This window comes from Ignicoccus sp. (assembly GCF_056435145.1).
The window spans coordinates 49,361-71,947 of the sequence record NZ_JBWNMZ010000016.1 but is presented as its reverse complement, the minus strand read 5'-3'; the positions used below and the strand labels follow the sequence as shown (position 1 = coordinate 71,947).

Genomic DNA, 22,587 nt, shown 5'->3' with positions numbered 1-22,587 from the left:
CCGCTACCAGCTGAGTACTTAGCGGTAAAAGGGGTTTGGCTCAGAAAGGCCAACCCTCCTCACCTATCGGTCTGACGTGCAAACCTCATCGCCTTGAGGCGTAGGCTACAACGGGCAAGAGCCTCCAAGGCTCCTCTATCTTTCCTATAAATATCTCCTCGCCGCCGTCCACTAGGAACTTCGAGTCGCCGCACTTAGCCAACAGTACCCCCTCGGCCTCGCCCCCCTCGCAGTGCCCCTCGAGGGCCCTCGCGGCCGGGTGCCACGGTTTGACCACCTCAATCTCACCCACTTTCCCCTCAAGCCCCCTCAAGCGCCTCCCCTTCCCCTTCCGGAACCCCGCCTTCCTCGCGACCCCCTCCACCCAGTCGGGCCAGTCCTCGACCTCCCACCCCAGCTCCCAACCCTCAAACCAGAAGTACTCAAGGGCGACACACGCCCCTAACTCTAGGAGGTCCTCCTCGTAGGCTACGAGGCTGCCCGGAGGGACGCTCAATAAGAGCCTCTCAGCCCTGCAGTAGGCCTTTACCACGAATGGCGAAGAAACTAAGTACGCCTCCTTGCCAGCGACGAGAGAGTAGAACTTCTCTTGTAGCTCGAAAAAGTAATTGAACGGGAGTATCAGCGCGCTGGGAGCACCTTTCACCTTCCTTTACCCATTATCCTGTAGACGCACGCCTCTTCAGTGCACTTAACGCTGGCCCGAACGGCGCACGGGCACGTCAAGTAAATCGTAACGTATTCCTTCACCCTCTTACTCTCTTTGGGTTTGCACCCGACCTCCTCTAAGGCGTCGAGTATCTCGCCCACACGCACCTTAGGCTTTAATGGAATCACCTTGCTCAAGATTCTAACGTCCGGAAGACACAGCTCGCCTACTAGAGTGTTCTCGTCGGGTCGGGTGTACATGAAGTAACCCTTGGGTTTGCACGGAGGGGAGCGCGGGTCCTCCACCGGAACTTTGTACTTAAGGCAGTACTTGAGGAGCCTCGAGTAGTATATACATTCTTCGCATGTAGAAACTTCGTTAGGGAACTTCAGTAATACCATTTCGCGTCCCGTAGGCTTCCTTCGAACCAGCTCTAACAAGGTCTTCGAGTCTAGGCCTTTAGGAATTTTTTCAGCCTCTCCTCGGGCCTCCCCTTTAACAGCTCTCCCCTCACTTGAACTCTCTTCCCGCTGGGAAGATCTAAGATGAAGATGCCGAGCTTTTGTACCTTCACGACCTTCTTTCCTTTATCTATTAGAAGAAAAGATTTGGTCTCGCCCACTATGCGACCCCTCAACCCCTTCAAGGAGGGGTCGGGGTGCGTTACGACTTCGATCAAGAGACCTACTAAGTTGTGGTAAATGACGTTCTTGGGACTGTGTTTCACTGTTTGCCCCTTCTCAAGCCCATTTCTTCTTCTCTATTTATTGTGAGTATCCGAGCAATGGTCTTCTTGATGTTCCTGATCTTTGCCGGGTTGTCTATGTGTCCCATTTTCGCTTGATACCTTAGCTTTATTAACTCGCTCTTCAGTTCCTTCAGCTTCTGTTCCCTCTCTTCTCTACTCATCTTTCTTATTTCGCTGGGCTTCAAGGTAGTCATTGTGCCTCACCCCCGCCTTGTTGGGCCACTTCTTCCAACGTGGGGGCCTCGGGCTGGGACTGTTGCATTTCCTCCCTTATCTTCTGGATCACTTCTTGAACTTCCTCTGGTTTCTTTATCCTGACTTCGTCGTCAGGCCTCTCCTCTTCGCTCTTCCTCGATATGATAACCTCCACGCCCTCTACGCCTACCTTGAGTAAGACGTGAGCTATCGCTCTGTCCGTCAGCCTGACCACTTGGTTCCCGCTCTTGTAGACCTTGCCCGCTATGTACTTCTCGAAGCGCGCCCTCTCTCCTCTTAGCTTGCCGGAGACCTTTACTTGAGCCCCTATAGCGCCGGCCCCCATTATCCTCCTAAGCGTGGTATAGGCCGCCCTTCTGAAGTGGAAGCCTCTCTGGAGGGCGTTCGCTAGCCTGAAGGCCATGACCCTTGCATCGAGTTCGGGCTCTTCAACCTTTACGACGGTTATCTGGGGGTTGGGTATTCCGAACCACTCTTCCAAGACCTTAGTTATTTGTTTGATGGTCTGTCCCCTTCTACCTATTATCGCGCCCGACCTCTCCGCGTATATTACTACTCTCGTGCCCATGGGGGTCTTCTGCAGATCCACCTTGCTGTATCCTACGCTGTGGAACTTGTGTGCTAAGTACTCGTCAACTTTGACTTGTATGAGGGACTGTTCCAAGAAGTACCTCTTTATGTTCTTTTTGGTCACACTCATCTCACTCCACCTCCTCCACTATCACCTCTAAGTGCGTCCTCCTCTCGAACTCGGGCGTGGCCCTTCCGAAGGCACGCGGCATCCACCTTTTAATTGTCATTCCCTTGTGGGAGGCTATGTGCACTATCTTCAACTTCTCTACCTCAAGCCCCTTGAACTCCGCGTTCGCCTCGACGTTTTTCAGCAGCTTTAGGAAGTACTTGGCTGTTTTCACAGGGTACCTTCCCATGGGAATCCCGTACTTATCGGCCAACCCTCTCTTGTGGGCTACTTTCCCGTGGTACCTCCTGTACGGCACGGCTTCTTCCATCTTTATCACTCTCTCCAGATACGCTTTGGCCTCGGTTAGCTTCATTCCCCTTATCACCCTCGCCAGCTCCGTGGCTTCCTTGGGTGAGATCGGCGCATCCCACATCATCGCTTTAGCGGTCTTCTCCGGGTTCTTCTCAGCTATATCGCTGGAGTAGTGCCACGTAGGCACGGTTCACACCTCACTTGGCGGCTACGAAGAGGCTGCTCCTGGTGGCCTTCAGCCCGGGCTCGCCGTGTTTAACGACGGCGGTCGTGTGACTGAACTCTCCCAAGTAATGACCTATCATCTCTGGCGCGATCTTAACCGGTACGAACTCCTTACCGTTGTACACCTCTATCGTTAAGCCGACCATTATCGGGAGTATAACCATATCCCTGACATGCGTCCTTATCTTAACCTTTTTGCCTTTTTCTATCTCCTTCCTTGCCTTCAATACCTTCTCCAGAAGCCTCCTCTGGGCGTCAGTGAAGCCTCTCTTCAAGCTCCTCCTCTGCCTGGCCGGAAGCAACTCTATGAAGTCGTCCAAGGGCATTTCTAACAGCTCCTCTAAAGTCTTCCCACGGTACCTGAACTTCTTCCACGCAGTCGGCACTTCCAAATTTCGATACCCCGCGGTCCTCCGGGAAGATTCTAATAAAGCTCAATTCTCTTTTTCGAAATTGTGACTGGCCCCTATGATAACGGGTTAACACACGCCGCTCAATCTCAAAACTTCCTTAGCTAGCTATCTAGAAGACGGGATGCTTAGTGGTAGCGTTCGATGTTGATAGAAAATATAGGGACGACGAGGAAAGCGGCATAGAGGACGTCGAACTACTCAAGAGAAAGATAAACAGGTTAACAAAGGAAATTAAAAGGCTTAAGTCTGAGTTGGAGTATTGGAAGGGAGAGGTCAACAAGCTGACCAACCCGCCACTCATAGAGGCGACGTTACTCGACCTCTTGCCCGACGGGAGGGCCATCGTTAAGTCTAGCGCCGGCCCGGTATTGGTCGTGGAGGTTAGCTCCCGCGTACCCAAGGAGATGTTAAAACCCGGCATAAGCGTGGCGGTCAACCAGAGGGGCTCAACCGTAGTGGACGTGCTAAAAGGGCTGGAAGACCCGTATGTGAAAGCAATGGAAGTTGTAGATCGTCCAAAGACTAGGTACAGCGACGTGGGAGGTTTGAAGCAACAACTGGAAGAGGTTAGGGAAGTCGTCGAGCTCCCTTTGAAGAACCCAGAGATGTTCAAGGAGATAGGAATTGAACCGCTGAAGGGGGTCTTGCTTTACGGTCCGCCGGGCTGCGGGAAGACCTTGATAGCAAGGGCGGTGGCGGGCGAGGTAGGAGCGACCTTTATAAGGGTGGTCGGGAGCGAACTCGTCAACAAGTTCATAGGCGAGGGAGCTAGGATAGTTAGAGAAGTCTTTAACATGGCTAGGAAGAAGGCACCCAGCATAATATTCATAGATGAGATAGACGCCATAGCGGCAAGGAGGATAGAGATGGGCACTTCGGGCGAGAGGGAGGTCCAGAGGACGCTGATGCAACTCCTAGCGGAGCTTGACGGTTTCGACCCGTTGAGTGGAGTAGCCGTCATAGCAGCGACCAACAGGTTGGATATATTAGATCCAGCGATTCTAAGGCCTGGACGGTTTGATCGAATAATCTACATCCCGCCGCCCGACAAGAAGGGCAGGCTTGAGATATTACAAATCCATACAAGAAACATGAAGATGGGCGACGACGTGGACTTAGAGAAAATCGCCGAAATTACCGAAGGGGCTACCGGGGCAGACTTAAAGGCGATAGTCACGGAAGCCGGTTACAACGCGCTCAGGAACAAGAGGAAGTACGTAACTATGGAAGACTTCATAGCTGCAGTCGACAAAGTTATGAGAAAGAGGGCCGGCGCGAACTACCGCGTCCACGGTAAGGAAGCAGCGTCCATGCAGATACACACCATGTAGCAAAACTTATTAACTCAGTATGGAAGCTGATGAACGGCGGGGAGACCTAGCGGGGTAGGGCAGCCTGGTAGCCCGCGGGGCTCATAACCCCGAGGTCGGTGGTTCAAATCCACCCCCCGCTACCATGCGGGGCCCCGCCACCACCCTCAAACCTTCCTCCCGAACGATCGCTCTCATCCTCGCCAACCCGTTCGCGAGGCTTCTAGAAGTTCCTGAATCCCCGCGCGGGTCCAAGCTCCTCATACTTTAATTTTAATTCCTACGAACCCGCTGAGCGGGAGCTAATGCTTTGCGAACTAGAGCGATGCTGACAAGCAAGGGGTTAAGGGCAGCAGAGATCTTGCTGAGGCCGATGTACAAACTCTACGAAAAGAAGCTTGAGGTCGAGATAAGCAAGGACCACTTGCCGAGCCACGTAGCCATAATTCCAGACGGAAACAGAAGGTGGGCTCGAATGAGGGGGCTGCAAGAGTGGTTGGGACATAGAGAAGGCTACAAGAAGATGAGAGAGGTCTTGCTATGGCTGTTAGACCTAGGAATAGAGGTAGTAACGGTCTTTGCGATGTCTACCGAGAACTGCACGCGGAGGAGCCCAGAAGAGAGGGAGAAGCTTTACGAGTTGATCGCCGGCGGGCTGAGGGAACTCGCCAAGGATGAGATAGTCCACCGCAACAAGGTCAGAGTCATGGTGATAGGCAGAAAGGACTTGTGGCCCGAAGACCTCCTAGCAGCAGCGAGGGAGGCAGAGGAGGTTACGAAACACTACAACAAAAGAGTAATCAACATCGCCGTGTGCTACGGGGGACGCCAAGAAATAGTTGACGCGGTGAAGAAGATAGCTTGGAAGGTGAAGCGAGGGGAGTTGGAGCCGGACCAGATAGACGAGAACGTCATAACCCAACACTTGTATACGGAGAACTTGCCGGACCCTGACTTGATAATAAGGACCAGCGGGGAGGAGAGGATAAGCAACTTCTTGTTGTGGCAGTCAGCTTACAGCGAGCTCTACTTTGCCAATATCTACTGGCCAGAAATAAGGAAGATAGACATACTGAGGGCCCTCAGAGACTACCAGCGGAGGCAAAGGAGGTTCGGGCGCTGATGAAGTATGAAGTCGGCTAGGGGGGCCGTTCTCGCTCATCCCTCGCGACCCGGACCAACTCCTCATCCCGTGGAGCCGAAGCCCCCCGATCTCCCGTCGTTGGGAGGGAGCTCCTCTACCTCTACAGGCTCTAAGTAGGCTACCGGAATTATAATTATTTGTGCGAACCTTTCACCCTTCTTGATAACTATTTTATTTCGACTCAAGTTCGTAACAACAACTTTGACTTCCTCCCGATAACCCGGGTCTATCACCCCTGCCAAGGTGTGCAACCCCTTCAACGCTCTGGATGAGCGCTCCCTGATGAGGCCGACGAAGCCCTTTGGTATGGCCACAGCTATACCGGTGCGGACTAGCTTAACCTCCCCGGGCTCCACTGCTACCTCCTCCAGCGCGTAGAGGTCCAAGCCGGCGTCCCACGGGTTAGCCCTCTTCGGCACCGCGGCGTGTTTCTCCAACCTCTTTACGGGCAACAACTCGCCCACCCCCAGCTAGCCATTCCTAGTAGCGGTGAGTGAATAAGCGACTTTTTGACGTAACGGGGGTTGGCTTCCTCAGCGAAAAGGCGAGAGACCCTAGTGCTGTTCTCCCCGTTGTCGATCGTTGTATCCGACAATCAGCCGCGAGGGCGATCGCGTTATTTACCCCTGGAGTGCGCCGGAGGCGGGCGCGCCAAGCCAATATCGGCCCCGAACTTGTTCTGGGCGGCTGTAATTATTACGTCGAACGGGTACGCGTGTTTTCCTTATTTAACTTTGAACAGCGAATCCACTGTTATACTTCCCTTTTCGTTGAGCTCGTCGAGCGCGACGTCGTCACTATATAGACCGGGACCCTCACGCGCGTCGGCAAGCCACGCGAGCAAGTTTAACCCCCCAGGAGGGCCGAGCGGGGGCCTATTCGGTGCTTTATCATGAGAGTGGCCGTGGTGGGGGCAGGGTTCTCCGGCCTCGTCTCCAGTATTTATTTAAGCAAGGTAGCTAACGTGACGCTTTTCGAGGAGCACGACGAAGTTGGGGTTCCCGAGCATTGCACCGGGATCGTCTCAGGAGCGGTGTGGGACACCTTGTCCTCCTTCGTTAGTTCGGACGTTATTGAAGGAACGTTGGACGAGTTTTTCTTAGGTCTCCCGGAGGGCGTGGGGTTAACCCTCAGGGGGCCTAAGGGCTTCGCCGTAAAGCTCCACAGAAAGAAACTTGAAGAGGAACTATTGGAGAGGGCACTTGCGGACGGCGTTAAGTTCGTCAAGAAGCTGGTCCTCAGAGTAACTCCAAAGGGCTATGTTGACGACGAGATGTACGACGGAGCGGTGATCGCCGAGGGGTGGAGGGCTGAGCTCTCCGCCAGGCTCGGCATCGCCGCTAAGCCCCGCAGAGTTTACGGTTTGAACGTCGAGGTTGTAGGGAGGACCGCCCAGCCCGGCAGAACGGAGGTTTGGTTCGACAAGGAGCTGGCCCCAGGCTTCTTTTCTTGGGTAGTTATGCTCGAGGGGAAGGCCGTCGTTGGCACGGCGGCGACTAGAGGCTACAACGTAAGGGCCTTGGTTAGGAAGGTGCTGGAAGTGGCCGAGAGGAGGGGGTTGGTCAAAGGGGAGGTGAGGAAGGAGTACGGGGGCGTAGTTCAAACGGGCCCACCCTCCTTAACCCCTTGCGTCTCCAAGGTCTGCGCTACGGGCGACGCGGCGGGTTTGAACAAGCCGGTGACCGGCGGCGGCCTCTACCCCTCGCTTTACGTAGCCTCGCGTTACCCCTCAAACGCCGACAAGATGGTTAGGGCTTATAGCAAGATAGTGCCTAGACTGTTGGCTGAAACGGCGCTTGCCAAGGCCCTCCACAACGCGCCGCAAAGGGCTTACGTTAAGCTATTCAGTGCTTTAGACGGAGAAGTGCTGAGGGTTGCTGAGTACGACAACCACTTGAAAACCTTGACCGAGCTGCTCCGCGATAAGAAGGCCTTTAAGCTGCTCAAGGCTGTGTTGAGAGCATTCTACCCTTTGTAATGTATCTCGATTACGTCCCCGTCGAGGACCTTGTGGTCCAGTCCAACCCTCTCTCCGGGATACTTCGCCGAGGGCCCCCAAACCTTCGCGAACTTAAAGCCCTCGAGCATCTTGGAGTGTATTGAACGTGCCACGTCCTCCACCGTTGCCCCCCTCTTCAAGACCAAGGGTTTGTCTGCCTTCGGTCCGTTGGGCTTCTTAGTGTACACCCTAACTAGGTCTAGGACTTTGAATATCGTGGCTCCCAACCCTTCCAGTCCCTTGCCCTCCTTCGCCGAAACCACCAACACAGGCGCCTCTCCGTCGTAGGTGGAGATAAACTCCTTTGCCTTTTCCTCGCCTCCGGGAACGTCGACTTTGTTCAGTATTATTATAGAAGGCTTGTACTGGTTCGTTCCCAATATCGCTTTTTCGACGTCGTCGAGAGTGACCTTACCTACTAGCTTCACGGTGGCGCTGTGAATTCTGTACTCCCTCAAGAGCTTCTTGACATCCTCTACGTCGCCGTCCACTAGCTCGCCCATGATCGCTACCTTTATACCTCCAGCCCTCTCTTTGGTTATCTCGACCGTTCCTTCAGGCTTCTTCAAGCTAATTCCGCTGTCTTCGAGGAGGTTCTTTAAATAGTTATATTGTTTAATTGGATTCAAACTCAAGTCCAATACAAGGGCAACCAAGTCTGCGTTTCGGACTAGCCCCACGCTCCGGTGGATCCAGCTTACCCCGGGCGCGACGCCGGGCGCCTCAACTAGCTGGAACTGGACGTCATCGAAGGGCAGCATGCCCACTGCCGGCACTAAGGTCGTGTACGGCCTCGGCGAGACCTCTACCTTGGCTCTGGTCGTCGTCGCTATTATGCTGCTCTTACCGGAGTTGGGGATCCCAAAGAGAACAACTTGGGCCGCACCCTCCTTCTCAACAACAAAGGGATTCTTGCCGCCCCTTCTTTTCTTCTTCTCCGTCTCCAGTTGATCCTTGAGCTCAGCCAGCCTCCTCCTGGCCCAGTACAGGAGGTTCTCTGCTCCCTTGTGCTTGGGGGCTACCTTCAAAAACTCTTCCAAGGCCCTTATTTTTGCTTCGACGGTCTTTGCCTCGGAATATTCCGCGAGCTTCGCTTGGGCCTCGGGCGTTAAGTTGGCCGGCATGGGCTTCCTCCTCCCTTGCTTGTAGAGTAATAATAAGTCGAAGGCCGCCACTTTTTGGTTCTGTTAAGATCTTTGACCCACACAATTCTCAGCTATGAATACTATAGTGGTGGGAAAGTAGTGGTAAGCGGTGAACAAGTCTTGATTTCTTCCCGACTAAAAGAAGCGAAGGAAAAGGAACCCCTTGAGACAGAGAACTTGTTCGTGATGATGTATACAGAGATGAAGAGGGTGATGAATACTACCAATGCGTTCTTGTATAATATAGCCAAGGCGTCTGCTAAGAAGCTCGGCAAAGAGATGAAAGGTTGGGTGGGGAATCCATTGTACTTCACTGCTGACTATTTGGTGAACAACGGTTTTGCAAAGAGTATAGAAGTTGATGAAAAGAGGATGGTTATCAGGGGCAAAGGCCTCATCTTCGGCTCCCGCTTAAAGAGCTCCGAGCCGGCGGACGCTATGGTCGCGGGCATAATAGCTGGCCTCTTGGAAGGCCTTACCGAGAAGAGGGTCGATGTGAAGGAAGTGGCTTGCGAGGCCAAAGGAGATCCTTATTGTGAGTTCAAGGTCTTCATTAAGTGAGCCTCTCGAGGTACCTTATAGCCCCGTCCGGCGCTACCGTTGCGACCCTCAAGCCCTCCTTCTCCAGCTCCAACGCAGCTCGGACGTTGGCGCCGGCGCTCAAGCCGGCCAAGAGGCCCTCTTTCGAGGCGAGCTCCCTCGCGGTCTGCACGGCTTCCTCGTCGTCCACCTCTATTATTTCATCTATTACGTCCTTATACTTTTTGATTAGTTTGCTGACCGGCATAGCGGTTAGTCCCTCTATTACGTGGTTGAGCCTCTCGCCTTCAGAGCCGAAGAAGTTGGCTATCTTGGTCCCCTTGGGAACTACGGCGACTACCTTAACTCCCTTAAGTTTTTCCTTTAGGAACTTTCCTACGCCTATTACCGTTCCTCCCGTGCCTACCCCCGCTACGAACGCGTCGAGGCCGTTCATTAGCTCTTTTGCTTGCTTGAGCACCTCCGGCCCAGTAGTCTCGTAGTGGGCCCTCACGTTTGCTTCGTTTCTGTACTGGTCGAGCATAACCCACCCGTTTTCTTCGGCCAACCTCCTCGCTAAGGTGTAGTGGTGTTCTGGGTGGCCTAGGGGCACACCGGCCTTAGAGAAGATCACCTTAGCCCCCAATAGTTCCATCATTTTCACTTTTTGCTTACTTGTTGTTTCTGGAACCACGGCAACCATTTTGTAGCCTCTGGCGGCCGCGAGCATGGCCAGCGAGAGCGCGGTGTTTCCCGATGAGGGCTCGATTATAGTAGAACCGGGCTTCAAGACGCCCTCTTCCTCTGCTTCCTTAATCATGTATAGGGCTGGCCTGTCCTTTATGCTGCCGCTGGGGTTCATAAATTCCAGCTTGACCATCACATTTCCCTTACCGCTAACGAGGTTCCTTAACAGGACGGCTGGAGTGTTTCCTACGGCATCTCCGATCCACACAATAGGCATCAACCGTCACCGCACGATGGAGGGAGATTATAAGGAGAACCTTGGGCCTTCGGAGAGGAGGAGCCCTTGTACGGCGCCGACATCTTGGGGTGTAAGGCAACTCCCGAAGAGGTAATCAATTTGTTGAAGAGATATTTGGATTTCGTAGACTACTTAGAAGGAGGGGGAGTGAAGGCTATCCAGTCTCTGGACGAGGAGGGTCCGGTGGCGGAGGTCCGGTGCACGGAAAAGGTCACTGAAATATACTTAACAACCAAGGCGCCTGAAGAATTGTGGAGGTTGATGTTCGGCGACGGGACCCTCGAGCTCCGTAAGTGCATCGGCGACGGTTACTTGAACGTTGCTAAGTCACATGTCTCGGCTAAGTTATTTGTTACTGCAGAGGGCAACAAGGGAACTTTCGAGGCCCTAGTTACGCCCGAGGGTGTAAAGGCCAAGGGAACTTGTCCCTTCCCCGGGGTGACGGAGATTGCAGTGAGGAGCGGACTCAAGTTAACTCTTTAACCATTACTATTGCGTCCTTGCCCCAAGGGTAATAGTTCTTCATCCTCTTGACTTCCGCGAATCCGGCCTTTCTATACAACCTTATCGCTCTATAGTTGTCTTCCTCTACTTCTAGATATATCTTCTTTAATCCTTTCCTCTTTGCTAACTTCTCTAGCGCCCTCAAGAGTGCAGAACCTATCCCCAAGCCTCTATACTGGGGATCGACTGCAAAGTTAAGCAAATGTAGTCTATTACCCACTTCCTTGGCCGCTATGGCGTAACCCACTACCTTCCCCTCTACTTCTGCGACCAAGCTAGTGTCTCCGTGCAGTATCACTTGGGAGAGTATTATGAGGAACGAGAATGGGTGATTGAAGGAGACCACCTCGATTTCGTATATCCTCTTAGCGTCGCTGGGATTTGGGTTCCGCAGTCTCACCCTCATAGATGTCACTCCCTAAAATCCCTTCTGTTGGGAGCCGAAGGGGGTTCAGAAGTGCCGTTCGTCAAGAGCGGTGACGTGGTGGCCCCCGGGGACCCCCTCTGCGTAATAGAGGAGTACGCGCCGGGGCCGGGGACTTACGAGGATGACGGAATAGTTAGGGCTAGCGTGCCGGGGGTCGTGAGGGTAGACGCCGTTAATTACGTGATTGAGGTAAGGGGACCCAATGCCGAGAAGAAGGTGTTGATGCCCAAGGAGGTCGTCTACGGAGAGGTTATAAGTATGAGGAACGAGTTGGCTCAGCTGAAGGTAGCCAGGAACTTTGACGAGGTCTTCAGCGCAAGGGCGTTCAGCGCGGTCCTCCATATAAGTCAAACTGGAAGGCCCGTTGAGAGCTTGTACGATGTCGTGAGGCCGGGCGACGTGGTCAAAGCGAGGGTGCTCTCTACATCGCCCTACCAGCTGAGCCTCAGGGGCCCCAGGTTAGGGGTCATACTGGCTTACTGCAGCAACTGCGGCCATCCCTTGTACAAGGTGGGCAACCAGCTCCAGTGCCCCTACTGCGGGAGAGTTGAGGACAGGCTGATCTCTCCCGATTACATACTTAAAGCCAAGCACCAGCCCAAGAAGTAAGGAAGATAATGAAAATCAGACGGTTCGTTATTAAGTGTGTTAACGAGGAAGTTTGCTACGAGCTCCTCAACAGGATAAGCGAAGAGGTGAGCACGAGGTGGATTAAGGGCGAGGTTCACGAAAATAAGTTGTTCATCGAGGCTTTAGGTCTACCCTACGAACTAAAGGAACTAAGGTACGAGATCGAAGAGCTCAAAAAAGAGATAGAGTCAGTTACGTTGCCATATACGAGGGTAAGCGTAGACGAGCTCCCCAAACTCGTCAAGGCCGCTGTCCCAACGGACGCGTTGGTCGAAGCGCTCAAGTTGATGGGCTACTCAGCAAAAGTGGAAGGGAGGACTCTGGTGTCCGACGCCCCCTTTGAGGAGGTGGCGGCCCTTGCTAGGAAAATGAAGGAAGCTATGGATTCTGACGTGGTGAGGTTCCGACTCCCCCACAGCATGAAGAAGGCCGTGGCCGTTCTGAGCGCGGTCTACGGGCTGAGCCCTAACGAGGTGGTCAACGTTATGCTACGAGAGGGCTTCCTGGAAGAGGGCGACTTCAAGTACGAACAGAGGGGGGAGTGGAGGAAAGTAATAAGGCAGATCTCAGAGCGGCTCAACGAAGAATGGTGAGGACTGTGGCTCAAGTGATCGCTAACCCCGAGGTTGTAGTCAGGAGCGACAAGGAAGTTCGAATAAGGATACCAAACGAGAGTCACACTCTAGGAAACCTAATTACTAAGCTCGCCTCTAAGAAGAAGGGGGTCACTGCGCTTTACATGGTAGAGCACCCGCTTAGACAAGTGCTGTGGATAACCATAAGGACCGACGGCTCAGTCGACCCTTACAAGGTCTTGTTGGAAACTATTGATGAAGCAATAGATTACCTAAACCGGTTCGTGAGAGAACTTGAAGAGGGGAAGTAGCGTAGCTGTCTGTTGTGGCCGAAGTCCTCTGGTAGTCCTCTCCGTCAAGGCAGGCCTAGTGGAGCACGCCTTTGTAGTGAACGACCCCCGGGAGCTCGAGGAGGACAAAAGGTTCTGGGAGGTGAAGTATCAAGACCGAGGCTGCCCCGACTTAGGCTTACCCAAGGTCGAGGTAGAGGGAAGCGTTAAGAGGTTAGCTTGTCTCTACTGGCTATCGTTGGTGGTTTTTGTCGAGCCGTAGGGCTCTCGCCTCGATCTCCCGCTTCTTCCAAGATTTGTAAATCACCTCGAACATTAACGCACCCACAGCCGTTCCAACAGAAATTCGGAAGGCTAATGGGTTAGAGAAGAACTCGTGGCGCAGTATGATTGCTGCGTTGAAGAGTAGCGTTACTAACGCTAGCGTCAGCACGGCGGAGTTCCCTCCGACCACCCTCCTCAGCTTCCAATGAGAGAGAACCACAGCGATGTACGTGAATATTAATGATACAGTAGTTACTTCGGCTACTCCTTCGAGGTTCAACGTTAGTGAAAATATCAGCGCTAAGGCTGCGGTTATGTAGAGGCCCTCCGGCTCGCCGAACCAAACCCTCCGGTCAAAGGACTCCGGCAGCTCTCCCTTCCTAGCCAACGAGTAGGCCACGTTCGCCCCTCCGTATAGGGCTGAGTTGAGCGCAGTGGAGGCAGACACTATAGCCCCTAACGTTAACAGCGTGGATCCCCAAGGGCCTATCGCCTTCTCTGCTACTACTGCCAGCGCGTGTTCCTCGGCCCTAACTATTGCAGACAGCTCTGTCGTGCCTACGGTCACTGTAGAGACCCCTAGGTAAATCGCGGCCGACACGAGCAAGCTTAGGTAAATCGCTCGGGGGACGTTCTTTTCTGGGTCCCTTATGTTCTCCGAGGCGTTGGTTATTACCCCGAAGCCTGCGTAACTGAGCAAGAACAAGCTCGAGGCAACTAGCGTGTTTAAGGCGCCTTGTAGCCCTAAGTCGGGCTTCAATAAGTTAGGGTTAATCAACCTTAAACCAAATAATATTAAGATTAACAGTACAGTCAACTTAAAGATTACTAGTACAAGTTCAGCATCAGCTATTGCCTTTGATCCTTTAAAGTTTAGAGCAACAAATATGGAGATAATCACGGCTTGAGACAAAGAAAACAAGAGGATGTTTTTCGAGAGACCGAGCATGCCTAGGGCATAACCAGCTATCGTGTATGCAAACAATGATATGGAAAACACAAAGTTAAGCCAGTACATTAAGGCCAATACACCGACTAACACGTTGTCTCCAAAGGCCTGGACGACGTACTCTATGGGGCCGGCGTTGGAAACGAACTTTTTACTTAGCGTAGAGTACGAGTAGGCTATCAGTAACGCGTACGCGGCCGAGAGGGCGAAGGCCTCGGGTAAGTTGGGCCCGGCTAGTTTGACCCCCACCCCGGTCAACGAGAATATGCTGGCACCTATTATTATCCCGACACCCAGGGCGACGGCCTCGGCAAGCCCTAGCTCTTTCATTTTGGTTGCTCCGCAGCTGCATGTCCGAACTACTTATTGGCTTTGAGCTTGCTCCTCGTAAAGCTTGTCGAGCGTCTCGAGGACTTGCTTCCAGAGCTCGTAGGCCTCCCGCCACCGCTCCTCGTCCACTTTCGCTATGGCGGCGCCCGCGTGGACTATCACCTTATCTCCGGGCTTAACGTCCGGCACTAAGGTTAAGTCCACTATAGCCTCGTTGCCGAACACGTCCACGGCGGCTGTGCCATCCTCGTACACTTCCTTCACGGTCGCGGGTATGCCCAAGCACATGACTCTTAGAGCCCTCGGCTGGCTCTCTGGATGAGCGTTAATTTGGTTTTCTTTGTTTAGCTGAGCGGGGCTAGCTTGCTAGATGACTTAAGAGACTACTTGAACTTACTCGACGAAAAGGGGCTACTGCATAAAGTTGAAGTCGAGGTGGACCCCGTAGAGGAGGTCCCTGAGGTCCTCAGAAGGCTCATGTGGAGAAGGTTCGACAAGGCCGTTCTCTTCGAGAGGCTTAAGGGTTACCCCGACTGGAGGGTGGCCGGTAACCTGTTCGGCTCAATGGACTTGATAAAGTTAGCCTTGGGGAGGGAAAGGCTCGAAGAGATCGGAGAGAAACTCGTAGCGCCGTTCAAGGCCTCCGGGAGGCGTAGCTTTGGAGACAAGGTCAAGACATTAATGGAATTCATAAACATAGGGAAGTATTTGCCCAAGAAGGTTCGCAAGGGACCCGTTTTGGAGAACGAGAAAGACCCCGACTTCTTCTCGTTGCCCGCCTTCAAGACGTGGCCGAAGGACGCCTCAAGGTATTTGACTTATGCGTTGACCGTGACAAAGGACCCCGAAAGCGGCGTCCACAACTTCGGCGTGTACCGGATAATGTTGTACTCGCCCAAGAGGGCAGTCATACACTGGCAGATCCACAAGAGGGGGGCCTCACACTACACCAAGTACAAAGAACTAGGCTACGAGAAGATGCCGGTGGCCGTGGTAATAGGCGGGGACCCCGCGACCTTGCTGACCGGGGCCCTTCCTGTTCCGGAGGGGATAGACAAGTACGCGTTCGCCGGGGTCTTGAGGAGCTCGCCCGTCAAGGTAGTTGAGGCGGGCGAACTCTTGGTTCCCGCCTTCGCGGAAGTCGTGATAACGGGCCACGTAAGGATAGGGGAGCTCGCTTGGGAGGGCCCCTTCGGCGACCACACCGGCTACTATACCCCTAGGGGCTTGTACCCGGTCTTCCGGGCTGAGCGCTTCTTCGTGAGGTCTAACCCAATATATTACGGAACGGTGGTTGGGAGGCCGCCCATGGAAGATTCCTACATAGGTAAGGCCACGGAGAGAATATTCCTACCCCTAATCAAGTGGCTCGTGCCGGAGGTGGTGGACGTAAATTTGCCTCCAGAAGGGCTGTTCCACGGCATCGCGATAGTATCCATAAGGAAGAAGTACCCTGGCCACGCGCGAAAGGTCGCGCACGCTTTGTTGGGCTTAGGCCAGATGAGCTTTACGAAAATCATAATAGTGGTGGACCACGACGTCAACGTTCACGACTGGGGCGAAGTCGCCTACGCGGTGGCTTCCACGGTGGACCCGGAGAGAGACGTGGAGATCGTTAGCAATGACGTAACTGACGTGTTGGACCACACGTCGCCTAACCCCCCTGTGGGGAGCAAAATGATAGTGGACGCTACGAGGAAGCTCAGAGAAGAGTGCGGCTATGAGTGGCCGGAGCGGAGCTCGTCGGACCCCAAGGTCTCGAAGCTCGTGGAGAGGAGGTGGCACGAATACGGCTTTTAGGTCAAAACGCCCCGCGGCCCCCATGAGCCGGAGCCGGAAGTGGTTGGTAAGGTGAGGGGACTTGTGCGGAATAGTCGCGGTGAGCTGTGCCAAACCTTGCGTTGACGAGACGGCCCTCGTTGCGGCTCTGGACGCGATAGAACACAGGGGGCCCGACGGGATGGGTTACTGGGTGTCCGAGGACCGCAAGGTCGCTCTGGGCAACGTCCGACTCGCCATAATAGACCCGAAGGACGAGGGACTACAGCCCATGTTTAACGAGGACGGTTCGGTGGGGATAGTACTGAACGGCGAAATATACAATTACAAGGAGATTCGCGCGAACTTGAAGGACAAGCACGAGTTCTTGTCAGACACCGATACTGAGGTCTTGCTCCACGCATACGAAGAGATGGGAAAGGAGGTAGTTCACTCCCTAAGAGGCATGTTCGCGTTCGTCATATACGATGAAAGGAAGGGAGAGGCGTTCGTCGCCAGGGACCACATCGGCAAGAAGCCTCTATTCTATTACCAAGGCGAAGACTTTGTAGTCCTCGCCTCGGAGCCCCCGGCGATTAAGGCGTTAGTCAAAAGGTTAAACAAAAACTTGCTTGGGGCCTTCTACCTATTCGCTCACTTCTCCCCCCTTCCGGAACAACACTTCTTCGAAGGCGTTAAGCTACTGAAGAACGGAGAGTATCTGGTAATAAAGGACGGGAAAGTAGTGAACAAGAAGAAGTACTACACGCTTAAGTTCAATAAAAGGACTTTCGACATAGTCAGTTACGTCAAGGAGCTTCATCGAGAGCTAATAAAGGCGGTGGAGTACAGGCTGGTCGCCGACGTACCGGTGTCGTTGGCCTTGAGCTCAGGAGTAGATTCTACGTTGTTAGCCTCAATAATAACAAAAGAACTAAACAGGAATGACATAAGCGCCTTCACGGTCACAGTAAAGGGCGCCGGTGAGTTCGATGAGGTTGAGCTGGCTTCTAAAGTCGCTGATGAGTTGAACCTAAACCACACAGTAATAGAGTTCAATTTTGAGGATTACGTAAAACTAACTTATGAGTTGACCAGAAAGGTGGGCCTGCCTATAACAGATCCCAGCTTGGTAATGGGATACGGAATGGCTAAGGCTGCTAGAGAAAGGGGTTACAAGGTAATAATAGTCGGAGAGGGTGGCGACGAGCTCTTCTTCGGATATCCACTATACAAGCAGATCTATGAGCACATACTAACTCTCTCCTCCCTCCCGTTGATCGACCTCCTCTTTTGGTTCCTAAAGGGAGTTAGGAGCTACTATAATGAGACCTTATGTTTCGCCGTGCTACACAGGATCGTGAGCGCTAGGGGGATGTCGCTGACTGCCCAGTGCTGCAAAGCCTTTCCCCCGGACCTCTGCGACCTCTTGCTTCTGAGCTACCGAACGCTGGAGTCCCTCTCGGCCCCGAGGAACCTAGCCGAGAGACTCCTCTCTTACGAGTACAACCAAAGGATACCGAACCATCTAAACTTGAAGGTAGACTTCTATTCCATGGCGGCCAGCGTGGAGGCCAGGGCGCCGCTACTCGATTACAAATTAATAGAGAAGGCTATGAGCTTGGACCCCTCTTGGAAGAGATATATAATGATGAAAGAACCAAAGCTTATAGGAAAGTTAATATTAAAAAAGTACTTAAACGAAGGAACCTGGAGAATGGTGACTTCGAGGAAAGTAGGGTTTGGTCAGCAAGCGAAGGAGGTCTTGATGAGGATAGCTCAAGAAGAGGCTCCGTTAAGGCTCAAGGAAAGCAAAACCTTGAAGAAGATCATAGACCCGGATATATTTAATAGGTACGACACGAGGAGGTTGTCCTTCGTCGCGTGGCAAGTGTTCTCCTACAGCGTTTGGGAAGAGGTGGTGGCGGGATGGTAAAAGTGAGCGTGGTTTACGGCTACCCAGAGGTCAAGATCGCGGGAGGCTCTTATTCCCACGTAATCAACTTAGCACAGTCAATAGCTAGCATCTTGAAGAAGAAGAACGTGGACTACGAGGTAAATTTGGTGTTTGTTGGGAGGATGTACTTGGATAGACCGAAGTTCGACGAATCGCTGAACATAAATGTGAATGCGGTGGAAATTTACAACCCACTTTACTATGAGCAAAACAAGTTGAGGAAGAGTTTCCAGAGGATCATCCGGACCACATTTAACTACTTTCCACCTCTGTTGTTATCCAAGAAGGGGTTAAAGCAACTTAAAGAGGTATTGAAGTTTAGCGACTTAATAATTAGTAGACACCCGGCAAATACGTTTATTTCGTTGGCGTACTGGTTAGCCCTACGTCTCTCAGCGCCTAGAGACGCGATCTTGGTTGACGAAAACTTCAGCGAAGGGTTGTGGGGCTTAATCGAACTTGGTGTAGATGCCTTCCCATCTAAGGTTAAGGCCATAGCTTTGCAAGCGCCATACGTCGGGCTCACCCAACTCCTCTCGTGTGCTCTCCACGACATGGTTTTCACCATATCCGAAGGGGGGTCGGAGGCCATTCTCGAGGAGCTGCCTAGACCTTTGAGGAAGTTGTGCGAGGGCAAGATGGTAGCCTTGTACCCTCCTCTGTACACTAAGATGAAGTATCCAAGCGCGAAGGAGGGGGGCCCCTTTACCTTCTGTACTTCCGGCAGTTTCTACCCTCATCAAGGCTGGAAGGAGCTGGCAAAGCTAATATATACCTTTAACGAAGCTTTCGACTTGCGCGACCAGGTTAAGTTCAAAATATTCGGAGCTTCCATAAACCTCTACCCGTTCTTCAAGAACTTAGTAGGATCGTTCAACAACGTCGAGTTCGACTACATAACTGTTAAGGAGAAACTTTACGAGGCGTACTCGCGCGAGTGCGACGCCTTCTTAGCGCTCTACGACCCCTTCAGAGCCTACAAGTTCTACGGCGCCCCCGCTAAGCTTGCGGACTATGTTCTGTTTAACAAACCCATTATACTTTGGAACAACGAAGAATACGTAAAAACACTCGAAGCTTTGACGGAGAAGTGTGATTGTGCGCTATTAGTTAACAACTTCGAGGAGCTCCTCGAGACGGCCCTCGAGTTGGTGAGGGGGGGTACGAGGGAGTGCGGGTGCGTGCTGAAAGAAAAGACCCGCAACGAGGAATTGATAGAAGAACTCATAGAGAGAGTTCTAAGTAAGCGAAGAATGCCAAGTTGATAATTATGTATACGAAGGAGAGGACCCCGAGCAGTAGGAAGAAAGTCTCCTTGAATATAAAGGGGAGCATCAGTAAGACTACCAAGGGCAAGAATGTGGCTGATGCCACTGAGACTCTCAGCAAGGGGCCGTAATGGCGTCTCCCCAACCTCGGTATCACCCCGAGGTGGATATATGCTCCGCTTAAACCCCCTTCGGGGACGCGGAATTGCAAGACAAGGCCTCGAAGGTTGCCGACCTCGCCCAGAGGAGGGGCTTCTACTGGCCGTCCTGGGAGATATATGGCGGCGTAGCGGGTTTCTACGACCTAGGCCCCTTGGGCAAGGAGTTAAAGAACAAGATAGTAGAGCTGTGGAAGGAAAAGCTGGTAAGGCCCCTTCAAAGGATAGTGGTGGAGATAGAGACACCTATTATCACACCTTACAAGGTGTTGGAAGCTTCCGGCCACGTAGAGAACTTCACAGACCCGGTGGTCGAATGCAAGTCGTGTGGGAGGAAGTTTCGCGCAGACCACTTGATAGAAGAGAAGTTGGGAATAAAGGTAGAAGGCCTCACTCCGGAAGACTTGACCAAACTCATTATAGAGAACAACATAAGGTGTCCCGTGTGCGGGGGCGAGCTGGGGGAGGTCCGTCCGTTCCTCTTGCTCTTTCAGACCCAGATAGGTCCCTATGAAGGCGACAAGGGCTTCATAAGGCCCGAAACCGCCCAAGGGGCGTTCGTCAACTTCAAGCGCGTGTACCAGTACATGAGGGAGAAACTCCCCTTCGGGATAGCGCAAATAGGCAGAGTTGGGAGAAACGAGATATCCCCTCGTCAAGGGCTGTTGAGGTTAAGGGAGTTCACAATAGCTGAGATAGAGTTCTTCCTCGACCCGCAAAACCCTGGCGAACCCCCGTTAGACTACGACGCCAAGCTGAGGCTCCTCCCGTGGGAGCTCGCGAGGGAAGGGAGGAAGGAACCCCTCGAGGTTACTGTAAGGGAAGCCTTGGAGAGGGGATGGATAATAAACAAGTGGATGGCTTATTGGATGTTGAAGGCTAAGGAGTTGTTGAACGCCTTGGGCGTGCCGGACGAGAACCAGTACTTCGAGGAAAAGGGGCCAGATGAGAGGGCCCACTACTCTTCCCAGACCTACGACCAGCTGGTGAAGACCGAGCGGTACGGGTGGATGGAGGTGAGCGGTCACGCCTATCGGGGAGATTACGACTTGAGCCGGCACATAAGGTACAGCGGAAAGGACTTGTACGCGTTCAGGAGGTACAAGGAGCCTAAAATTGTCAAGGTGAAGGTAGTAAAGTGGAACATAAAGGAGATAGGCGTGAGACTGAAGGGCAAGACAAAGCAAGTTATTGAAGAACTTAAGAAGCTCAGTCCCGAAGATATAGAAAAAAGTTTGGACGAGAAGGGATACGTCGAGGTCGCGGGCGAGAGGCTGGAAAGGGGCCTGGTGTGGGTTGAAGAAGTTGAGGAGAAGGTGACGGGCGAGAGGTTCGTGCCCCACGTGGTCGAACCGTCCTTTGGCGTGGAGAGGCTACTGTACGTCACCTTGGAGTACGCGCTGAGAGAGAAGGAAGGGAGGCTGATACTTAGCTTGCCTAGGAGGCTGGCCCCCATCGAGGCCGTAGTCTTGCCGCTTTTAGAGGAGAAACCGTTAGTCAAGAAAGCCAAGGAAGTCTGGCAGATCTTGGCCGATGCGGGATTCCGGGTGGAGTACGACGAGAAGGGCTCGATAGGGCGGAGGTACGCCAGGTACGACGAGATAGGCGTCCCGGCCGCGATAACGGTAGACTTCCAGACCCTAGAAGACAACACAGTAACTCTGAGAGACAGAGACACGTGGATGCAAGTCCGCGTGAGGGTGGAGGAGCTCCCGGCGAAGCTGAGGGCCTTCTTGGGCGGCTCCTCTATAAAGGACCTTGGGGGGCCGGCTCCTATGGGAAGATGAATGAGGGTTGCGGTTCTGCTAGTCGCGGGGAGGCTCAACCTCGAAGCTGCTTTCTCCTCAGTAAGAGTTTTGGAGGAGTTGGGGGTAGATGAAGTAACCATAGTTTACACAAACTCTGAGGGAGGGAGGACGAACTCGAGGAAGCTGAAGGAGGTTCTAGAAGAGGCAGGATTTAAGGTGGAGATGAAGGAAATTCCTAACGACTTAGAGGCTGATTTGGAAGCGAGGGTTAACAAACTGAAAGAGGTTAAGGCAGAAGTCGCTGTGGTCTCGCCCGGAGGGGCTTCCCTCGCGGCGGCGGCCTCGAGGGCGTTCAAAGCTGTGGCGCACGTCAGCTTTCCTTTCTCCTTATGGAGAGGATTGTACTTTCCCTACGTGCCCCGGCCCTTCCAGAAGGTCTACTTTCTGCCTTCAAATATCGCCAATAGGAGGTTCACAAACTACGCAGCTAGGGTAAAAATAAATTTGGATCGTTTAGGGCCTATAAGGAGGAGGGTAGCTGAACTAACCAAGAAGATTAACGAGACCTCGGGAAGTTGTCCACTAATTAAGATGGACGTTGGTGTGGGAGACCCGAAGTTGGGATCTTACGAAATAATAAAGGTCGATGTTAACCTCTGCGGCAGTGAAGAAGAGGAGACTAAAAAGGTATTCGAAAAATCGTTAAGTGCTTTGAAGAAGTTCGAGGTGTTGAGCAGGACCTCGAAGGGGTGGATGGGCTTCGACAGCTCGCTTTACTTCTCTGGTCTCCTTCCAATTAAGGTTGAGGGGTCTCAACACTCCGAATACCTCTTGGACACTTCCAGCATCCTAATAGGGGCTCTAAACCTACACAACGCCGGGCTCATCAGTGCTAAGGTCCCTAGATGTGCGCTCTACGAACTCCTACATAAGTACGAGGAAAGTATGAAGAAGCTCAAAACAAACTACTACGGCCTTCTCGCGAAATATGTAATGGAGGAGGCTAAAGCTCTAGTGTTCCCCAGCCCCACGGACTTGTGCGATAAAGCCCTTTTCCAAGTAGACGTCCTACTCTTAACTAATAAAGTTATACTGACTGAGGACTACGGCATTAGAGAGATGTGGAACCAAACGCCGTTGTCTACCTTGGCCCGCGTGGAGAGACCCCAAAGGGTGGACAAGTGGGTAGAAGCGAAAAAATTGGGTTACTATAACCTTCCCTTCGTGACTTTCGCGATGCTACAATTCTACGTAATTATGAAGTTGTTAGCAGAGGAGCTGAGCAAGAACAAAATTAAGGGCATCGAAGTGATGGGCTCCTTGACTGTCGACAACCGGACGGTCGACAGCTTCTCTGTAGGTGCTTGAATTAAATAGGCCTT

Annotated in this window: 28 protein-coding genes and 1 tRNA gene; 15 read left to right on the top strand and 14 right to left on the bottom strand. The window is 52.8% G+C overall.

Annotation, left to right across the window (positions count from 1 at the left end):
- Window positions 1-85: 85 nt before the first annotated feature.
- From AC1HCZ_RS05580 to AC1HCZ_RS05550, 7 genes are read right to left on the bottom strand one after another with little or no spacing between them, the layout of a single operon-like run.
- A complete protein-coding gene (locus AC1HCZ_RS05580) occupies window positions 86-646 on the bottom strand; it encodes a hypothetical protein (RefSeq protein ID WP_479462556.1) in 561 nt (186 codons plus the stop codon).
- Window positions 643-1,089, bottom strand: a complete 447-nt coding sequence (locus AC1HCZ_RS05575; protein WP_479462555.1) for a hypothetical protein — start codon at window positions 1,087-1,089, stop codon at window positions 643-645. Before AC1HCZ_RS05575 ends, AC1HCZ_RS05580 begins: the two co-directional genes overlap by 4 nt.
- A gap of 11 nt (window positions 1,090-1,100) precedes the next feature.
- Complete coding sequence (locus AC1HCZ_RS05570) at window positions 1,101-1,376, bottom strand: ribonuclease P protein component 1 (RefSeq protein WP_479462554.1); 276 nt, start codon at window positions 1,374-1,376, stop codon at window positions 1,101-1,103.
- Window positions 1,373-1,582 carry a 50S ribosomal protein L29 gene (gene rpmC / locus AC1HCZ_RS05565; protein WP_479462585.1) on the bottom strand — a complete coding sequence of 70 codons (210 nt, stop codon included), beginning with the start codon at window positions 1,580-1,582 and terminating at the stop codon, window positions 1,373-1,375. The genes AC1HCZ_RS05570 and rpmC overlap by 4 nt, the downstream gene beginning before the upstream one ends.
- Before the next feature lie 5 nt (window positions 1,583-1,587).
- Entirely contained in the window at window positions 1,588-2,313 is a 726-nt protein-coding gene (locus AC1HCZ_RS05560; protein ID WP_479462553.1) for a 30S ribosomal protein S3, read from the bottom strand.
- Between the two features lies 1 nt (window position 2,314).
- The gene (locus AC1HCZ_RS05555; protein WP_479462552.1) at window positions 2,315-2,794 is read right to left on the bottom strand and encodes a 50S ribosomal protein L22; all 480 of its coding nucleotides are present in this window, start codon (window positions 2,792-2,794) and stop codon (window positions 2,315-2,317) included.
- Window positions 2,795-2,804: 10 nt separating this feature from the next.
- The gene (locus AC1HCZ_RS05550) at window positions 2,805-3,224 is read right to left on the bottom strand and encodes a 30S ribosomal protein S19 (RefSeq protein ID WP_479462551.1); all 420 of its coding nucleotides are present in this window, start codon (window positions 3,222-3,224) and stop codon (window positions 2,805-2,807) included.
- Window positions 3,225-3,373: 149 nt separating this feature from the next.
- Between AC1HCZ_RS05550 and AC1HCZ_RS05545 the strand changes: the two genes are divergently transcribed.
- The 3 genes from AC1HCZ_RS05545 to uppS all read left to right on the top strand — a co-directional run bounded on the left by AC1HCZ_RS05545 (window position 3,374) and on the right by uppS (window position 5,678).
- Window positions 3,374-4,576, top strand: coding sequence for a proteasome-activating nucleotidase (locus tag AC1HCZ_RS05545; RefSeq protein WP_479462550.1), 1,203 nt, complete (start codon window positions 3,374-3,376; stop codon window positions 4,574-4,576).
- 48 nt (window positions 4,577-4,624) lie between these two features.
- Window positions 4,625-4,701 (top strand) — tRNA-Met (locus AC1HCZ_RS05540).
- A gap of 164 nt (window positions 4,702-4,865) precedes the next feature.
- The gene (gene uppS, locus AC1HCZ_RS05535) at window positions 4,866-5,678 is read left to right on the top strand and encodes a polyprenyl diphosphate synthase (RefSeq protein ID WP_479462549.1); all 813 of its coding nucleotides are present in this window, start codon (window positions 4,866-4,868) and stop codon (window positions 5,676-5,678) included.
- A 62-nt stretch (window positions 5,679-5,740) separates the two neighbouring features.
- Here the strand turns inward: uppS and dut are convergent, their stop codons facing one another.
- A complete protein-coding gene (dut, locus tag AC1HCZ_RS05530) occupies window positions 5,741-6,163 on the bottom strand; it encodes a dUTP diphosphatase (protein WP_479462548.1) in 423 nt (140 codons plus the stop codon).
- A 428-nt stretch (window positions 6,164-6,591) separates the two neighbouring features.
- Between dut and AC1HCZ_RS05525 the strand changes: the two genes are divergently transcribed.
- Window positions 6,592-7,677, top strand: coding sequence for an NAD(P)-binding protein (locus AC1HCZ_RS05525; RefSeq protein ID WP_479462547.1), 1,086 nt, complete (start codon window positions 6,592-6,594; stop codon window positions 7,675-7,677).
- Here the strand turns inward: AC1HCZ_RS05525 and AC1HCZ_RS05520 are convergent.
- Complete coding sequence (locus AC1HCZ_RS05520) at window positions 7,665-8,873, bottom strand: OBG GTPase family GTP-binding protein (RefSeq protein ID WP_479462546.1); 1,209 nt, start codon at window positions 8,871-8,873, stop codon at window positions 7,665-7,667. The genes AC1HCZ_RS05525 and AC1HCZ_RS05520 overlap by 13 nt on opposite strands.
- A gap of 21 nt (window positions 8,874-8,894) precedes the next feature.
- Here AC1HCZ_RS05520 and AC1HCZ_RS05515 point away from each other — a divergent pair, with 21 nt between their 5' ends.
- On the top strand, window positions 8,895-9,404 hold the full coding sequence (locus tag AC1HCZ_RS05515; protein WP_479462545.1) for a V4R domain-containing protein: 510 nt from the start codon (window positions 8,895-8,897) through the stop codon (window positions 9,402-9,404).
- Here the strand turns inward: AC1HCZ_RS05515 and AC1HCZ_RS05510 are convergent.
- On the bottom strand, window positions 9,397-10,326 hold the full coding sequence (locus AC1HCZ_RS05510) for a PLP-dependent cysteine synthase family protein (protein WP_479462544.1): 930 nt from the start codon (window positions 10,324-10,326) through the stop codon (window positions 9,397-9,399). The two genes, AC1HCZ_RS05515 and AC1HCZ_RS05510, sit on opposite strands and share 8 nt — an antisense overlap.
- A 66-nt stretch (window positions 10,327-10,392) precedes the next feature.
- Between AC1HCZ_RS05510 and AC1HCZ_RS05505 the strand changes: the two genes are divergently transcribed.
- The gene (locus AC1HCZ_RS05505) at window positions 10,393-10,830 is read left to right on the top strand and encodes a hypothetical protein (protein WP_479462543.1); all 438 of its coding nucleotides are present in this window, start codon (window positions 10,393-10,395) and stop codon (window positions 10,828-10,830) included.
- Here the strand turns inward: AC1HCZ_RS05505 and rimI are convergent.
- Window positions 10,814-11,257, bottom strand: a complete 444-nt coding sequence (gene rimI, locus AC1HCZ_RS05500) for a ribosomal protein S18-alanine N-acetyltransferase (protein WP_479462542.1) — start codon at window positions 11,255-11,257, stop codon at window positions 10,814-10,816. The genes AC1HCZ_RS05505 and rimI overlap by 17 nt on opposite strands.
- Window positions 11,258-11,308: 51 nt before the next feature.
- Between rimI and AC1HCZ_RS05495 the strand changes: the two genes are divergently transcribed.
- From AC1HCZ_RS05495 to AC1HCZ_RS05480, 4 genes are read left to right on the top strand one after another with little or no spacing between them, the layout of a single operon-like run.
- On the top strand, window positions 11,309-11,887 hold the full coding sequence (locus AC1HCZ_RS05495; RefSeq protein ID WP_479462541.1) for an exosome complex RNA-binding protein Csl4: 579 nt from the start codon (window positions 11,309-11,311) through the stop codon (window positions 11,885-11,887).
- Window positions 11,888-11,895: 8 nt separating this feature from the next.
- The gene (locus tag AC1HCZ_RS05490) at window positions 11,896-12,501 is read left to right on the top strand and encodes a DUF2067 domain-containing protein (RefSeq protein ID WP_479462540.1); all 606 of its coding nucleotides are present in this window, start codon (window positions 11,896-11,898) and stop codon (window positions 12,499-12,501) included.
- 5 nt (window positions 12,502-12,506) lie between these two features.
- Entirely contained in the window at window positions 12,507-12,794 is a 288-nt protein-coding gene (locus tag AC1HCZ_RS05485) for an RpoL/Rpb11 RNA polymerase subunit family protein (RefSeq protein WP_479462539.1), read from the top strand.
- Entirely contained in the window at window positions 12,778-13,035 is a 258-nt protein-coding gene (locus AC1HCZ_RS05480; protein ID WP_479462538.1) for a hypothetical protein, read from the top strand. Before AC1HCZ_RS05485 ends, AC1HCZ_RS05480 begins: the two co-directional genes overlap by 17 nt.
- Here the strand turns inward: AC1HCZ_RS05480 and AC1HCZ_RS05475 are convergent.
- Both AC1HCZ_RS05475 and AC1HCZ_RS05470 read right to left on the bottom strand, forming a co-directional pair.
- A complete protein-coding gene (locus tag AC1HCZ_RS05475) occupies window positions 13,006-14,316 on the bottom strand; it encodes an APC family permease (RefSeq protein ID WP_479462537.1) in 1,311 nt (436 codons plus the stop codon). The genes AC1HCZ_RS05480 and AC1HCZ_RS05475 overlap by 30 nt on opposite strands.
- Window positions 14,317-14,349: 33 nt before the next feature.
- On the bottom strand, window positions 14,350-14,604 hold the full coding sequence (locus AC1HCZ_RS05470) for a HypC/HybG/HupF family hydrogenase formation chaperone (protein WP_011998606.1): 255 nt from the start codon (window positions 14,602-14,604) through the stop codon (window positions 14,350-14,352).
- A gap of 75 nt (window positions 14,605-14,679) precedes the next feature.
- Here AC1HCZ_RS05470 and AC1HCZ_RS05465 point away from each other — a divergent pair, with 75 nt between their 5' ends.
- The 3 genes from AC1HCZ_RS05465 (at window position 14,680) to AC1HCZ_RS05455 (ending at window position 19,296) form a co-directional block, all read left to right on the top strand.
- Window positions 14,680-16,116: a UbiD family decarboxylase gene (locus AC1HCZ_RS05465; protein ID WP_479462536.1), complete on the top strand. Its 1,437-nt coding sequence runs from the start codon at window positions 14,680-14,682 to the stop codon at window positions 16,114-16,116.
- Window positions 16,117-16,177: 61 nt separating this feature from the next.
- Window positions 16,178-18,010 (top strand): asparagine synthase (glutamine-hydrolyzing), encoded by a 1,833-nt coding sequence (asnB, locus tag AC1HCZ_RS05460; RefSeq protein ID WP_479462535.1) that lies wholly within the window; start codon window positions 16,178-16,180, stop codon window positions 18,008-18,010.
- On the top strand, window positions 18,004-19,296 hold the full coding sequence (locus AC1HCZ_RS05455; protein ID WP_479462534.1) for a glycosyltransferase family protein: 1,293 nt from the start codon (window positions 18,004-18,006) through the stop codon (window positions 19,294-19,296). The genes asnB and AC1HCZ_RS05455 overlap by 7 nt, the downstream gene beginning before the upstream one ends.
- On the opposite strand, the gene AC1HCZ_RS05450 is transcribed toward AC1HCZ_RS05455, so the two are convergent.
- Complete coding sequence (locus AC1HCZ_RS05450; RefSeq protein WP_479462533.1) at window positions 19,256-19,456, bottom strand: hypothetical protein; 201 nt, start codon at window positions 19,454-19,456, stop codon at window positions 19,256-19,258. The genes AC1HCZ_RS05455 and AC1HCZ_RS05450 overlap by 41 nt on opposite strands.
- A 48-nt stretch (window positions 19,457-19,504) precedes the next feature.
- On the opposite strand from AC1HCZ_RS05450, the gene glyS reads away from it, so the two are divergent.
- Window positions 19,505-21,244, top strand: coding sequence for a glycine--tRNA ligase (glyS, locus tag AC1HCZ_RS05445; protein WP_479462532.1), 1,740 nt, complete (start codon window positions 19,505-19,507; stop codon window positions 21,242-21,244).
- Window positions 21,245-22,573 (top strand): hypothetical protein, encoded by a 1,329-nt coding sequence (locus tag AC1HCZ_RS05440; RefSeq protein WP_479462531.1) that lies wholly within the window; start codon window positions 21,245-21,247, stop codon window positions 22,571-22,573.
- The last annotated feature ends 14 nt before the right edge of the window (window positions 22,574-22,587 follow it).